Genomic DNA, 14,643 nt, shown 5'->3' on the forward strand with positions numbered 1-14,643 from the left:
GCCGTGGGCCGCCCCTCGGTGCTGCGCCGGGTGGTGGCCGTCGTCGTCGGTGCCGCGGCCGCGGTCCTGCTCGCGATCCTCGCGAGCGGCCCGGCCGCGGCCCACGCCGTCCTCGTGGGCACGGACCCGCGGGACGGCACCGTCCTCGACGCGCCGCCCGACGCGCTGACCATCACCTTCAACGAGCCCGTCCAGGTCGTGACCGGCGGGACGACGGTCCTCGCCGCCGACGGCTCGCCCGTCGACGTGGACGTCGCCGCGGTCGACGACGCGCTCGTCGTCACCCCGGCCACGACGCTCGACGACGGCACGTACGTCGTGAGCTGGCGCGTCGTGTCCCTCGACACGCACCCCGTCGCCGGGGCCTTCACGTTCTCCGTGGGGGCGCCGAGCGCGACGTCGGTCGAGGCCCGGGTGGCCGAGCCGACGGCGGCGCTCGTCGCCGTGCGCGCGCTCGACCAGGCCGCGGTCTACGCGGGGACGTTCCTCGTCGCGGGTCTCGTCGGGTTCGAGCTCCTCGTGCTGCACGTGTCGCCCGGGGCCGCGCCGGTCCTGCGCCGCCGCCTGCAGCGCGTCCGACGGTGGGCGCTCGTCGCCGCGGGCGCCGGCGTCGTGCTCGGGATCCCGCTCACCCCGGCCTGGCAGGCCGGCGGCGGGCTGGACGCCCTCGTCGACCCCGCGACGTGGGCGGCGGGCCTCGCGACCGACTCCACGGTCGCGGGCGCGCTCGGCCTCGCCGGGCTCGTCGTCGCGACCCTGCTCGCGCCGCGCGCGGCGCGGGAGACCCGGGCGGCGTGGCCCGCCGGGGTCGTGCTCGGCGGGGCGGCGCTCGCGCTGGGGTCGCTCGTGCTCGTGGGACACACCCGCACGTTCGGCCCGCCCTGGCTGGTCGTCACGGCGGACGCGCTCCACGTCGTGTCCGGAGCCGTGTGGCTCGGCGGGGTCGTCGGCCTCGCGCTCGTGCTCGCGCCGTCCGCGCACGTCGACGCGCGTCGCGCGGGCGTCACGGTCGCGCGGTTCTCCGCGCTCGGCGCGTGGGTCGTCCTCGCGCTCGCCGTCACCGGGACGGTCCTCGGGTGGCGCATCCTCGGGACCTTCGACGCGCTCGTGTCGACGACGTACGGCCAGACCCTGCTCGTCAAGGTCGGCGTGGCGCTGTGCCTCGTCGGCATCGCGGCCTGGAACCGGTACCGGCTCGTCCCGGCGGTCGCGGGCGACGACGGTCCGGGCGGGCGCGGTGCCGGTGCGGCCGGCGTGACCGCGCGCCGTCGGCTCGGTCGGACGGTCGCCGTCGAGGCCCTGCTGCTCGCGCTCGTGCTCGCGGTGACGGGCGTGCTCGTCTCGCGCAGCCCGGTCGCGACGACCGGTCCGTCGGCCGAGGAAGCGACGACCCCGGCAGTCGAGGTGGTCGAGGAGCTCGGCGACGGGACGCTGCGCGCGCGGATCACTCCCGGCCGGGTCGGCGTCAACGCGCTCGAGATCGAGCTGCTCGACGCCGACGGGAAGCCCTTGGAGCCCGCCGCTGTGCCCGAGCTGTCGACGACGCTCGCCGACCCCGCGCTCGGCCCGTTCACCCGGCCCCTCACGCAGACCGGGACGGGCGCGTACGAGGCGACGCTCGACCTGCCGATGGCGGGCGACTGGACCGTGCACGTGAGCGTCCGGACGTCCAAGTACGAGAACCCGATCGTCGAGATCCCCGTGGAGGTGTCCTCATGACCGGTCCCCAGCGGTCACGCCCCGGGCGGCGCGGGTCACGCGTCGTCCTCGCCGCGGTCGGCGCCGGCACGCTCGCCGTGCTGACCGCCGGCCCGGCGGGTGCGCACGTGCTCATCGAGACCGTGGAACCCCACGGCGACGGCACGTCGACGCTCACGTTCACGTTCGACCACGGGTGCGACGGCGAGCCCACCGACGCGTTGCGCGTCACGCTCCCCGAGGGCGTCGAGGCGCTCGCCGCGGGCCAGCCGGACGGATGGACCTCGGAGGTGACCGACGACGCGGTGGCATGGTCCGGGGAGCCCGTGCCCGACGGCGAGCGTGCGGCCTACACGCTCGACGTCCGGGTCACGGGGGAGGTCGGGCAGGCGTTCGTGTTCCCCGCCGTGCAGGAGTGCCCGTCGGGGGAGTCGTACGCGTGGACGGACACCGACCCGTCCGGCGCCCGACCCGCGCCGACGTTCGTCGCGACCGCGGCGTCGCTCGCCCCCGCGCCCGTCGCCGCCGGAGCTTCGCCGACGCCGACGGCGCCCCTCGTCGCGGCCGTCGTGGTGGGAGCCGTCGGGGTCGGGGTGGCAGGCGGCTGGTCGGCCCGGCGTCGGCTGCGGGCCACCTGAGAGGTCGCTGCGCGGGCGTCGGGACCGCGGCCGTCGTAGTGTGATCCAGATCACTGTTCGTGAACGTCCCGAACATGCGCCCGCCGCCTCTTGCACTGGTGGGGGACGTCGCCGCGACGGGTCACGCGGCGACACCTGGACCGGTGGCGGTCCGCGACGAGAGCTTCGCTGGGGGGAGCTCTCGCGGCGGATCGCCACCGGTTCCTCTGTGTGCGGGCCCCGGCGCGACGTCAGGCGGCGACCGCGACGGTCAGCAGCGCGAACGCGGCGACGAGCAGCGCGATGCGGACCAGGTGGTACCGGTCCCAGCGACCCATCTGCTCGCGCCAGTCGGCGGGCGCGGTCTCGGGGGTCCACGTCTTCCCGCGGTTGTTGATGGGCACCAGCACGGTGACGGTCAGGACGATGCTCAGCGCCAGGACCGCGGCGGCGGTCCAGGCCGCCCATGCGCCGGCCGGCAGCACGAGGGCGGTGGCCGCGGTGAGCAGGAGCGACCCGAAGTACCAGAACGGCATCGCCCGCCCGAGCATCCGGCCGCCGTCGGCCCGGGCGAGCAGGCCCGCGTTCCCCGGCAGCCGGTCGACGATCGGGTTGATGACGAACGCGACCGACACCTCGACCCCCACCATCAGCCCCACGACCACCACTGCGACGATCGGCAACCACTGCATGTCCGGCTCCTTCGGTCGGTAGGATCTAGCAACGCTAGGAAAACTAGCACAGGCAATCTAGCGACGCTAGACTTGCCGGCATGAGCACACCGGCAGCAGCCCGCAAGGCACGGCTCCTCGAGGAGCGGGAGGCGCAGATCGTCGCGGCCGCGCGCGCCCTCGCCGAGGAGCAGGGATGGGAGGCGGTCACCACCCGCCGGCTCGCCGACGCGATCGGCTACAGCCAGCCCGTCCTCTACGGGCACTTCCCGGAGGGCCGGTCCCAGATCGTCACCGCGGTGGCGCTCGTCGGCTTCGAGGAGCTCGCCGCCACGCTGTCCGCGACCCGCCCGGCGCCCGGCGCGGACGTGAGCGGCGAGGACCGGGTCCGCGCGCTGGTCGTCGCCTACCTCGACTTCGCCGCGCACCACCCGGCGACGTACGAGGCGATGTTCCACCTGCCGATCGCGGCCCCGTTCGCCTCGGAGGAGACGCCGCGCGCGATGCGCGAGGGGTTCGACGCCATCGTCGGCGCGCTCCTCGCGCTCGACCGGCCGCCGTCGGACCTGGGCACGGCCGCCGAGGTCGTGTGGGGTGCGGTGCACGGCGTCGCGACGCTGCAGCGCGCGGGCAGGTTCTCCGCCGACAACTACGAGCGGCGCGTCGACGAGCTGGTGCGCCGCGTCGTCGGCTGACCCGCGTCACGACGCCCGTCCGCCCGGCACCCGACGAGGAGGGTCGGACGCGGCCGCCACGGACGCGGTCCACTGCGCCGGGTGGGTGTGCAGGTGCCAGAGGAGCTCCGCGCACCCCGCCGGGTCGAGGCTCGGGCCGCCGTGCTCGTCGGCGCCGGCGGAGACGAGCCGGGCGACCTGGATCCCGTCCGGTGCGAGCGCGTCCCGGAGCATGCCCAGGTACGCGGTCACGGCGGCGGCCGCGACCGATGCCCCGGCCGCGAACGGGCCGCGGGCGAGCGCGTCGTCGGTGATGCCGAGGACGGATCCCCGGCCGAGGACGCGCTGCCCGCCGACCACGTACTCGACCGCGGTGGCGAGGCCGACCACGGCCCGCTCGACCGCGTCCTGGATCTCCTCGGGCGACGTCTCGAGGACGTGCTGGCGCGCACCGGGCGCGGACGGTGGGTCGTAGACGAGGACCTCGATCGCCGACAGGTCCTGCGCGGTGCGGTCGAGCGCGAGGACCAGCGCGTCGGCGTCGTGCGCGTCCGCGGCGTAGACCCGCGCCCGGACCCCCTCGCCGCGCAGCGCGCAGACGACCGGCCCGAGGCGGTCCAGGGAGCGGGAGACGAACGCGACGTCGTGACCCGCGGCCCCGAACCGCCGCGCGATCGCCGCGCCGCGTTCCGCGCTCGTCCCGACGACCGCCACGGTCGTCATCCTGTCTCCCTCGCTGTCGACACCGCGCGCGGCGTCCTGGCCGTCGAGCGCGTACCGGACGGTAGACAGGTGGAGAGGAGGGCTGGGAGACCCTGTCAGGGCCCCCGACCGTCCGGTGAGACGGCGACGGACCGCATCGCGGTCGACGGTGTCTCGGTGACCCCCGACGTGGTCGGCCGGCCCACCCCGGTGAGCTCTGCGAGCCGCGCCATCCGACGCGCCGAGACCGTCCCGGGCTCGGCGGTGTAGAGCGTGAGCGTGAGGCCAGGCGCGGACTCCAGGGCGAGGGCCTCGTAGGCGACGGCCAGCTCCCCGACGACGGGATGGCGGAACGTCTTGGTCCCGGTGCCGTGCCGATGGACCTCGCCCGCCCGCCACCGGGTCTCGAACTCGGCGCTGTGGGAGAGCGGCTCCTCGACCGTCTCGTGCAGGTCGGCGCTGTGCGGGTCGCGCGCGGCCTCCGTCCGCCGGGTGCTCGTGCGCCGGTCCGTCCCTCCGGCGTGCGCGACGATCTCCGCGAGGTTCGACAGGTGCGCGCGCTCGGCCTCGCCGAGCCGCAGCGCGCGGGCGATCGCGTCGAGCACCTGCGGCGAGACGCGCGCGATGGCGCCGCGCTCGATCCGCGTGTAGTGCTCGACGCTCACGCCGGCGAGCGCCGCCACCTCGCTGCGGCGCAGGCCGCGGACCTTGCGGCCCGGGCCGACGGCGATCCCCACCTCCTGCGGGCTGATCCTCTCGCGTCGCGCGACGAGGAACTCGCGCACCTGGGTCCGGGCATCCATGGGACGAAGGTAGGCCTGCCGAGGATGGTCCGCGCGGGCGTCCTGGCGACGATCCCGACCTCCTCTTTTTGCATGGAGTGCTAACGCAACTTGGTTGTTGAACACGTGACTTCCGGCTGGGTATCGACAAAAGTCAAAGTCGAAGATACGGTCGGGTTTTGTCGGTCGGCACCGGGGACCCCCGGTCCGTCGCACGCGCAGCCTCAGCGTCGAGTGCTCGTCCCGCCTGCTGGGCGGGAACCACAGCGGAGTGGGGGGTGGAGACCCCGCGCCTTGCTCCCCGGCGCGGCGGCTGCCTGGTTCCCCGAACGCCTCAAGGAGGACGTTGTGCACAGAGCTTCCCTAAGCCACCGATGGTGGTCTCGATACGCCGCCGCGGCGGCGACTGCTGCGGTGCTGGTACCGCTGACGATCGGAGGGGCGTCCGCCCACCCGGGGCACGAGGAGGGTGCCGAGGCACCCGCGGCCGCGGAGGCGGCCCTCGACTGGAACAACTACGAGAAGATCCTGCTCAGCAAGGACACCGGCGAGCCGATCGACCTGGCCGTGCTCCCCGACTCGCGCGTCCTGCACACGGCCCGTGACGGCGTCGTGCGTCTCACCGACCCCATGTCGGGTCTGACGAGCCAGATCGCGCAGCTCGACGTCTACAAGAACTCGGAGGACGGTCTGCAGGGGATCTCCCTGGACCCGAACTTCGAGGAGAACCACTTCGTCTACATGGTGTACGCGCCCCGGGTGATGTCGGGCACGTCGCCCTCCGGGGTCGACTACCCGGAGACGACGCCGAACGGCAGCGCGCCGAACTCGCTGCCGGCCGGCGCGGACGACTCCTACTGGGACCAGTGGCTGGGTTACAACGTGCTGTCGCGGTTCACCTGGGACCCGGCGACCGCCGCGATCGACCTGTCCACCGAGCGCGAGATCATCAAGGTCGACGCGCAGCGCGGGCAGTGCTGCCACGTCGGTGCGGACATGGCGTGGGACGAGGAGGGGAACCTCTTCCTCTCCACCGGTGACAACACGCCGGCGAGCGCGCCGGGTGCGGCCGGGTACGCGCCGAACAACAACACCCCGGGGATGAACCCCGGCTTCGACGACCGCCGCGGCGCGGGCAACACGAACGACCTGCGCGGTGCGATCCTGCGGATCAACCCGATCGAGGACCTTGCCGCCGGCACGGAGGTCGGTCCGGGGAGCACGTACACGATCCCCGAGGGGAACCTCTTCGACGACCCGCAGTACGACGACGTTCGTGACCTCGTCCGCGAGGAGCAGTACGTCATGGGTCTGCGGAACCCGTTCCGCATCGACTACGACGCCGAGTCGGGCGCGCTCGTGTGGGGCGACTACGGCCCCGACGCCGCGAACGCCGACCCCAACCGCGGCCCGATGGGGTACGTGGAGTGGAACCTCACGACCGAGCCGATGAACGGTGGCTGGCCCTACTGCCACGGTCCCAACGCCAACTACAACGAGTACGACTACGCGACCCAGACGCCGGGAGACTTCTTCGACTGCGAGGCCGGCGCCGAGAACAACTCGACGTTCAACACCGGCCTCGACGTCCTCCCGCCGGCCGTCGCGCCGCAGGTCTACTACGGCGACCGCCCGGGTGACCAGCCGGAGCTGCTCGACCCGCTGGTCGAGTGGGGTGGCGGTGGCCAGGCGCCCATGGGCGGCCCGGTCTACCGTTCCGCCGACTACCCGGACGCGCCCGGCAAGTTCCCGGCGTACTGGGACGGCAAGCCGTTCATGGCGGAGTTCTCCCAGGACTACGTCGCCGCGTTCACGCTCGACGAGCTGACCAGCGACGGTGTGGTGACCGCCGTGGAGGAGTTCCTGCCGAACGCGCACCTCACGAGCGCCGCGCAGCCCATCTGGGACAACGTCATGGACTTCGAGTTCGGTCCCGACGGCAACCTGTACGTCCTCGAGTACGGTGACGGCTTCTTCCGCCAGAACCCGGACGCGGGCCTGTACCGCGTGTCCTACAGCGAGGGCAACCAGCACCCGCAGGCGTCCTTCACCGCGAGCGCGATCTCGAGCAGCGAGGCTCCGCTCGAGGTCACGTTCGACGCCTCGCGGTCGAGCGACCCCGAGGGTGCGGAGCTCACCTACGAGTGGGACTTCGACGGTGACGGTCAGACCGACGCCACCGGTGTGAGGGTCACGCACGAGTACACCGAGCTCGGGCAGTTCGACGTCATCCTGCGGGTCACCGACCCGGAGGGCCTGTTCACGCTCTCGACGAAGCAGATCACGGTCGGCAACACGGCGCCCGAGATCAGCGTCGACGTCGCGGACGGTGCGATCTTCAACTGGGGCGACAAGCTCGAGCTGGGCGTCTCCGTCCACGACGCCGAGGACGGCGACGAGGTCGTGTGCACCGACGTGAAGTTCACGTTCGGTCTGGGCCACAACACCCACGCCCACCCGGAGGTCACCGGGTCGGCCGCTGCGACCGCGGACGGCTGCGGCATCACGATCCAGACGAACGCGGATGCCGTGGAGCACGGCGAGGGCGAGAAGATCTTCGGCACGCTCGTCGTCACCTACAAGGACAAGGCGCAGGGTGAGGTTCCTGCGACGACCGGTGAGCTCACGCGCATCTTCAAGCCCGAGGAGCAGCAGGCCGAGTGGTACGACGAGGCCGAGGGTGTCGAGGTCGTCCTCGACGAGACCGCCGACGCCGGTGGCTACGTCACGTCCCTCGACGCGGGTGACTCGTTCGCCTACGAGCCCGTGGCCTTCGAGCACGCCCCGTCGGGCGACGCCATCAACCGCGTGACCGTCCTCGGTCGCGGTCAGGGCACCGTCACGCTGGGCTGGGAGGGCGCCGACGGCACGACCGACGAGTCGCTCGCCGAGTTCCGCTTCGCCAGCGAGGGCTGGACCGACGTCACCCGGACGCTCACGAGCGTGCCGGAGGGCTCGGGCAAGGTCGTCGTGACGAGCACGGGCGGCGTCGACGTCGACAACGTGTTCTTCGGGAAGTCCGTCGTGGTCCCGGCCGACCAGGTGTCCATCCAGCTCTACTCGCTGATCCCGTGGGTCCAGGCCGACGGCCAGGAGGCCGTGCTCGACCGTCTGGGTGAGATCGGGCTCAAGAACGTCGAGCCGTACGGCGGCAACTACGCCGGCCTGACGGGCGAGGAGTTCCGTGCCCAGGCTGACGCGGCGGGCCTGAAGGCACCGTCGTCGCACTACAACGTGGGCGAGGCGGACTTCGACACCACGCTCGAGTACGTGGGCGAGGTCGGGCAGCAGTACGTGGGCTCGGGTGGCTTCCCCTCGCCGGGGATCGGCACGTACGAGAACACGCTGGCGACGGCCGAGGCGATGAACCGCCTCGGTGAGCGGGCCGTGGACGCCGGGTTCGAGAAGTTCTTCGGCCACAACCACGACCGCGAGTTCACCACGAAGTACATGCACGACGGTGTCGAGATGTCCGCCTGGGAGATCCTCGTGGCGGAGACGAACCCGGAGTTCGTGACCTTCGAGGTGGACGTGGCCTGGGCGGAGCACGCCGGGGTCGACGTCGCGGCGCTGCTCGAGCAGTACGGCGACCGGATCGAGCTCCTGCACATCAAGGACGCGACCGGACTCGGCGGGAGCATCAAGTTCACGAACCTCGGTGACGGGGACGTGCCGCTGCAGGGCATCCTGTCCGCCGCGGCCGAGGCCGGTGTCGTGTACTACGTCATGGAGTACGACCAGGCACCGCAGGGCGAGGACTTCGCCACGACCGGGTTCGAGTACCTGACCGGCCTGCCGGCCGGTGGCCCGGACGAGCCGACCGAGCCGGTCACCATCCCGGTGGAGAAGGTCTCGATGCAGCTGTTCTCGCTCAGCTCGTGGAGCCGCCAGATCGGCTGGGAGGGCGTCTACGACCGCCTGGGCGAGATCGGCTTCCAGAACGTCGAGCCGTTCGGGTCGAACTACTCCGGCCTCACGGCCGAGCAGGCTCGTGCCCAGTTCGACGCGGCCGGTCTCCGTGTCCCGTCCTCGCACTACAACGTGAACGAGGGCACCTTCGACGCGACCCTCGCGTACGTCAAGACGCTGGGCCAGGAGTACGTGGGCTCGGGCGGCTTCCCGTCCCCCGGCATCGGTGGGGGCCTGGAGAACGTGCTGGCCACGGCCGACGCCATGGACCGTCTCGGCGAGCGTTCGGTCGCCAACGGCACCGGCAAGCTGTTCGGTCACAACCACGACCAGGAGTTCAACACCAAGTACGAGTACAACGGTGAGCTGACCTCCGCGTGGGAGATCCTCGTGGCGGAGACGAACCCCGAGTACGTCGCCTTCGAGCTGGACACGGCCTGGGCGGCGAACGCCGGCGTGGACGTGCCGGCGCTCATCGACGAGTACGCGGACCGCATCGAGCTCCTGCACATCAAGGACGCGACCAACCTCAACGCGGGTGGCCGTCCGACGTTCACCAACCTCGGTGAGGGCGACATGCCGCTGCAGGACATCCTGCGGGCCGGTCTCGACGCGGACGTGGCGTACTTCGTCATGGAGTACGACGGCTCGCCGGCGAACGACGTGTTCTCCGTCGAGGGCTTCGAGTACCTCACCGGCATCCCCGCCGGTGCGGACACCCCCGAGGTCGACGTGACGGTCGAGCCGCGCTGCCTGGCCGGCAAGGTCTACCTCGCGGTCCGTGCGCTCAACGCGGACGACTCCGCGCTGGACGTCGCGATCGAGACGCCGTTCGGCAGCAAGACCTTCGCGGACGTGGCCGCGGGCAAGAACGCCTACCAGTCGTTCAACGCTCGTGCCACGGAGATCGAGGCTGGTGAGGTGACCGTCACGGTCACCGACCCGGACGGAGCGACGGACACGGTCACGGCCGCGTACGACGCGCGTTCGTGCAGCTGATCTGAACCCGAGCGCCGGGCGAGACGGGTGTCCGACACCGTCTCGCCCGGCGTCACCGGGGCGCCACGTGGGGCGGCGGCCGATGCCGCCCCACCGTCCTGGGGTGGTGTGCCCGCCCGGCAGCGGACACACCACCCCCGACCAAGAACCTCCCTTTCGCCCGTGCGGCACCTGACCCGACGTCGATCTCCGTGCCGCTCACGGACGGGGGTGGAGCGTCGTCCGACGCGTTCCACCCCCGGTACCCGGCGGTGGACCGTCGTCTGACGGGTTCCACCCCGGCCCCGGCCCCGGTGCCGGTGCCGCGAGCGCTCGCGCACCGCGTGACGCCACGAGCGATCACCGCGAGCTGCTGAAGGTCACGCGGCCTCGCTGCGGGCGCCGAGCCAGGGCGCGAGGACGTCGGTGCGGCCGAGCCAGCGCAGGCCGCCGTCGGCGAGCTCGTCGGGCGTCGCCAGCACGTCGCGGAAGGCGTCGAGGAGCCGGCGGCGACCGCCGTCGTCGTCCGCGTCGCCCGCGGCCGTCGCCCCGACGATCACGACGCGCGTGTGCGGCTCGACCCGCCGCCCCTCGGCCGTCGTCGCGTCGTCCCACGTGCCGAGGGTGCCGATGCAGAGCTGGCCGCCTGCGCCGTCCCACGCGCACAGCGAGTCGGGCCGGTTGGCCACGTGGAACACCCCGCGGGACCGGACGCGGCCGGTGCCGAGGTCCTCGATGCGGCGCAGCAGTCGCTCGGGGTCGAACGGCCGGGCCGACCACAGCTCGATCGTCCAGCTCCGGTCGCCGGACGGCTCGTCGCGCCGGGGGAGCGGACCCCGCACGCCGAAGGGGTGGGCGCGGCGCTCGCCGGCGGCGGGGTCGTGCGTGTGCCGGGCGAGGCCGTCGGCCACGAGCGCGTGCAGCCCGTCGACCCGCCGGGTGCCGACGCCGCGGAGGCGGTCGACGAGCCCGGACCCGGTGGTCGCGGCCGCGACGTCACCGGTCGTCACCACGAGGTCGGCGTGCTCGAGCTGGGCGGCCAGCACCTCGCCGACCGCCCGCTGGTCGTCCTCCGTCAGCCCGACGCCGCGCTCGGAGACGAGGTCGTCGTCGAGCAGGTCGTGCTCGAGCGTGTCGACGTCGGCGACGGCGAGGACGGTCGCGAGGCGAAGGCGCTCGAGCACGTTGCCGGGCACGGCCTGCGCGGCGAGCGCCCGCACGACCGGCAGCGACTCCGCAGCCACGGGCAGCGCGAGGACCACGTGGTCCCAGCGGCCGTCGTCGGCGAGCCGGCGCAGCGTCGGGACGGCGTCCTCCCGCACCGCGCACGACAGGCACGCGTGCTCGAGCGGCACGACCTCGTCCTCGATCACGCCGGTCGCGTCCACGACGACCCGCCGTAGCGCGCCCTCGGCGGCCCGGATGTCGTGCCGGAGCGCGACGACGCGCGGCGCCCCGACGACGAGCCCGAACACGGCGCTGTCCCGCAGCACGGGGTCGATCGTCGCCAGGACGCTCAGCGCGACGCGCGGGTCCCCGGCGTCGGAGGGAACGTCGGGCGTGGCCCCCGACGCAGGGGGTGACGAGAAGGGCATGAAGCGCTCCGATCCGTGGTCTGGGGCGCCCCGCGTGACCTCGTGGTCGACGCCGGGAACAACCCGCTCCTGAGAACTGTTCTCGACAGCGGGTCAGCATAGCGTCTTGACGGGAATGATTCTCACTATCTAGTGTCGTCTCCCGTCGCCTCACCCGACCCCGAGAGGAACCGCCATGTCCGCCGTCTGCCAGGTGCTCGGCACCGCTCCCGGGTTCGGCCACGCGATCTCGCACTCCCACGTGCGGACCAAGCGTCGCTTCGACCCGAACATCCAGAAGAAGCGCTACTGGGTGCCGTCGCTGGGTCGCCACGTGACCCTGCGCGTCAGCGCCCGGGGCATCAAGACCATCGACCGACAGGGGATCGACGCCGTCGTGGCGCGGATCCTCGCCCGAGGGGAGAAGCTCTGATGGCTACCCGCACCGACCTCCGTCCCGTGATCAAGCTCCGTTCCACCGCCGGGACCGGGTTCACCTACGTGACCCGCAAGAACCGCCGCAACGACCCCGACCGGATGGTCCTGCGCAAGTTCGACCCCGTCGTCCGCCGCCACGTCGACTTCCGCGAGGAGCGCTGATGGCGAAGCGCTCGAAGATCGTGCGCAACGAGCAGCGGGCGGCCGTCGTCGCCCGCTACGCCGAGCGCCGCGCGGAGCTCAAGCGAGTCGTCGCGTCGCCGTCCTCCTCGTCCGAGGAGAGGGCGGCCGCGGTGCGCGAGCTCCAGCGCCAGCCCCGCGACGCGAGCGCCACGCGCGTGCGCAACCGCGACGTCGTCGACGGCCGCCCGCGCGGCTACCTGAGGAAGTTCGGGCTCTCCCGCGTCCGCCTGCGCCAGCAGGCGCACCGCGGCGAGCTGCCCGGAGTCACGAAGTCGAGCTGGTGACGGGCGCCGCCTCGCGCGGCACCTCTCGGTCCGTCACCGGCCCAGCAAGGAGACCACCATGAAGAAGGACATCCACCCCGCCTACGGGCCTGTCGTCTACCGCGACAAGTCCGCCGACTTCTCGTTCCTGACCCGCTCGACCCTCGCGGGCGACCACCCGCAGGGCCCGGGCGTCCCGCGCGAGACCGTGACGTGGACGGACGGCAACACCTATCCCGTCGTCGACGTCGAGATCTCGAGCGCGAGCCACCCGTTCTACACGGGCACGCAGCGCGTCGTGGACACCGCCGGCCGGGTCGAGAAGTTCCGCCAGCGCTACGGCGCCCGCAGCGGCGCGCAGGGCGGGGGCGCGCGATGAAGGTCCGCGCCTCGCTCCGCTCGCTCAAGGACAAGCCCGGGGCGAAGGTCGTGCGCCGGCACGGCAAGACCTTCGTCATCAACAAGGCCAACCCGCGCTGGAAGGCCCGTCAGGGCTGACCCGCGCACCCACCACCACCGGAGAGGAGCGGCCGCCCGGGTCCCCGGGCGGCCGACCACGCATGCACCACACCGCACCCGACCCGACCGACGCCCACGCCGATCCCGCCGGGGCGAGTCCCCCCTCCGGTGACGCCCCTCCCGGGGCACGGGCCCGACGGCGCCCGCTCGCCCTCGCTCTCGGCCTCGCCCTCCCGCTCGCGCTCGTCGCGGCGTGCGCGCAGGGGGCGGGCTCCGAGGGCGAGCAGGGCGACGGCGCCGACCCCGCGCCGTCGGCCACGTCCGACGTCAGCGAGGCGGCGGCCCTCACGCCGCGCCTCGCGATCACCTACGGCGGCGGCGTCCAGGTCCTCGACGCGACGACGCTCGAGGTCGTCGACGACCTCCAGCTCCCCGGCTTCAACCGCCTCAACCCCGCGGGCGACGGGCGGCACCTGCTCGTCTCGACGTCGGGCGGCTTCCAGGTGCTCGACGCCGGCACCTGGGCCGAGCCGCACGGCGACCATGCGCACTACTACACCGCGGACCCCGTCCTCACGGACGTGACGTACGCGGCCGAGAAGCCGGGCCACGTCGTCGTGCACGAGGGCCGCACCGCGCTCTTCGACGACGGCACGGGCGAGATCACCGTGCTCGACTCCGCCGCCGTGGCCGACCCGCACGGCATCGACGACGCGCGCACCCTGACGACCCCCGAGGCCCACCACGGCGTCGCGGTCGAGCTGTCCGACGGCTCGCTCGTCGTCTCCGAGGGCACCGAGGACGCGCGCACGGGCGTCCGCCTGCTCGACCCCGCGGGCACCAAGGTCGCGGCGACGGACCAGTGCCCCGGCGTGCACGGCGAGGCCGTCGCCGCGGGCGAGGCCGTCGTGATCGGCTGCGAGGACGGTGCGGTCGTCGTCGCGGGCGGCGCGATCAGCAAGGTCGCGGCCCCGGACGCCTACGGGCGCATCGGGAACCAGGCGGGCAGCGAGGCGTCGCCGTTCGTCCTGGGCGACTACAAGTCCGACCCCGACGCCGAGCTGGAGCGGCCGACCCGCGTCTCGCTCGTCGACACGCGCGACGCGAGCCTGCGCCTCGTCGACCTGCCCGCGAGCTACACGTTCCGCTCGCTCGGCCGCGGCGACGCGGGCGAGGCGCTCGTGCTCGGCACGGACGGGTCGCTGCACGTCATCGACCCAGAGGCGGGCACCGTCGTGCGCTCCATCCCGGTCGTCGACGCGTGGGAGGAGCCCGAGGAGTGGCAGGAGCCGCGCCCCGCGCTGCTCGTCCAGGACGGCATCGCGTACGTCACCGACCCGGCCGGCCGCGCGATCCACGCGGTCGACTACGTCGGCGGCGAGGTGTGGAAGAGCGCCGCGCTCGACGTCGTCCCCAACGAGCTCGCCGGCGTCACGGGGAAGCCGGCGGCGACCGGCGCGCACGACGACCACGAGCACGCCCACGAGGAGGGCGAGCACGCCCACGAGGAGCACGCCGAGGACGGTCACGAGAGCCACGACCACGACCACGAGGAGGGCTGAGCGCCGACACGCGACGACCGGAGGGCGCGAGAAGTCGCGCGAAACTCCGCGTGTTCCCTAGTGTTGTCCCCGGTGCACGGCCTCGCGGCTGGCACACTGAGACCGTGACGACGGGTGGTGACCACCGCGCGTC

Annotated in this window: 14 protein-coding genes; 10 read left to right on the forward strand and 4 right to left on the reverse strand. The window is 73.2% G+C overall.

Annotated elements, in window-relative coordinates:
* Window positions 1-3 precede the first annotated feature (3 nt).
* Entirely contained in the window at window positions 4-1,719 is a 1,716-nt protein-coding gene (locus ACZ402_RS16340; protein WP_375824069.1) for a copper resistance CopC/CopD family protein, read from the forward strand.
* Entirely contained in the window at window positions 1,716-2,336 is a 621-nt protein-coding gene (locus tag ACZ402_RS16345; RefSeq protein WP_375824068.1) for a DUF1775 domain-containing protein, read from the forward strand. The genes ACZ402_RS16340 and ACZ402_RS16345 overlap by 4 nt, the downstream gene beginning before the upstream one ends.
* A gap of 230 nt (window positions 2,337-2,566) precedes the next feature.
* Here ACZ402_RS16345 and ACZ402_RS16350 read toward each other — a convergent pair whose 3' ends face one another.
* The gene (locus ACZ402_RS16350; RefSeq protein WP_375824067.1) at window positions 2,567-3,007 is read right to left on the reverse strand and encodes an anthrone oxygenase family protein; all 441 of its coding nucleotides are present in this window, start codon (window positions 3,005-3,007) and stop codon (window positions 2,567-2,569) included.
* Window positions 3,008-3,087: 80 nt separating this feature from the next.
* On the opposite strand from ACZ402_RS16350, the gene ACZ402_RS16355 reads away from it, so the two are divergent.
* Window positions 3,088-3,681, forward strand: coding sequence for a TetR/AcrR family transcriptional regulator (locus ACZ402_RS16355; protein ID WP_375824066.1), 594 nt, complete (start codon window positions 3,088-3,090; stop codon window positions 3,679-3,681).
* A gap of 6 nt (window positions 3,682-3,687) precedes the next feature.
* Here ACZ402_RS16355 and ACZ402_RS16360 read toward each other — a convergent pair whose 3' ends face one another.
* Together ACZ402_RS16360 and ACZ402_RS16365 are read right to left on the reverse strand one after the other, a co-directional pair.
* A complete protein-coding gene (locus ACZ402_RS16360) occupies window positions 3,688-4,383 on the reverse strand; it encodes an SDR family NAD(P)-dependent oxidoreductase (protein ID WP_375824065.1) in 696 nt (231 codons plus the stop codon).
* A gap of 95 nt (window positions 4,384-4,478) precedes the next feature.
* Window positions 4,479-5,165, reverse strand: coding sequence for a helix-turn-helix transcriptional regulator (locus ACZ402_RS16365; RefSeq protein WP_375824063.1), 687 nt, complete (start codon window positions 5,163-5,165; stop codon window positions 4,479-4,481).
* A gap of 393 nt (window positions 5,166-5,558) precedes the next feature.
* Here ACZ402_RS16365 and ACZ402_RS16370 point away from each other — a divergent pair, with 393 nt between their 5' ends.
* On the forward strand, window positions 5,559-10,052 hold the full coding sequence (locus ACZ402_RS16370; protein WP_375824062.1) for a PQQ-dependent sugar dehydrogenase: 4,494 nt from the start codon (window positions 5,559-5,561) through the stop codon (window positions 10,050-10,052).
* A gap of 359 nt (window positions 10,053-10,411) precedes the next feature.
* Here ACZ402_RS16370 and ACZ402_RS16375 read toward each other — a convergent pair whose 3' ends face one another.
* The gene (locus ACZ402_RS16375; RefSeq protein WP_375824059.1) at window positions 10,412-11,626 is read right to left on the reverse strand and encodes a CobW family GTP-binding protein; all 1,215 of its coding nucleotides are present in this window, start codon (window positions 11,624-11,626) and stop codon (window positions 10,412-10,414) included.
* Between the two features lie 175 nt (window positions 11,627-11,801).
* On the opposite strand from ACZ402_RS16375, the gene rpmB reads away from it, so the two are divergent.
* The 6 genes from rpmB (at window position 11,802) to aztD (ending at window position 14,510) form a co-directional block, all read left to right on the forward strand.
* Window positions 11,802-12,038 (forward strand): 50S ribosomal protein L28, encoded by a 237-nt coding sequence (gene rpmB, locus ACZ402_RS16380; protein ID WP_021483267.1) that lies wholly within the window; start codon window positions 11,802-11,804, stop codon window positions 12,036-12,038.
* Window positions 12,038-12,205, forward strand: coding sequence for a 50S ribosomal protein L33 (gene rpmG / locus ACZ402_RS16385; protein ID WP_021483268.1), 168 nt, complete (start codon window positions 12,038-12,040; stop codon window positions 12,203-12,205). The genes rpmB and rpmG overlap by 1 nt, the downstream gene beginning before the upstream one ends.
* A complete protein-coding gene (gene rpsN, locus ACZ402_RS16390) occupies window positions 12,205-12,510 on the forward strand; it encodes a 30S ribosomal protein S14 (RefSeq protein WP_375824057.1) in 306 nt (101 codons plus the stop codon). Before rpmG ends, rpsN begins: the two co-directional genes overlap by 1 nt.
* Before the next feature lie 58 nt (window positions 12,511-12,568).
* Window positions 12,569-12,868 (forward strand): type B 50S ribosomal protein L31, encoded by a 300-nt coding sequence (locus ACZ402_RS16395; protein ID WP_375824056.1) that lies wholly within the window; start codon window positions 12,569-12,571, stop codon window positions 12,866-12,868.
* Entirely contained in the window at window positions 12,865-12,987 is a 123-nt protein-coding gene (ykgO, locus tag ACZ402_RS16400) for a type B 50S ribosomal protein L36 (RefSeq protein ID WP_047231790.1), read from the forward strand. The genes ACZ402_RS16395 and ykgO overlap by 4 nt, the downstream gene beginning before the upstream one ends.
* Window positions 12,988-13,049: 62 nt before the next feature.
* Window positions 13,050-14,510 carry a zinc metallochaperone AztD gene (gene aztD / locus ACZ402_RS16405; protein WP_375824055.1) on the forward strand — a complete coding sequence of 487 codons (1,461 nt, stop codon included), beginning with the start codon at window positions 13,050-13,052 and terminating at the stop codon, window positions 14,508-14,510.
* Window positions 14,511-14,643 lie beyond the last annotated feature (133 nt).

The organism is Cellulosimicrobium sp. NPDC030954 (genome assembly GCF_055571305.1).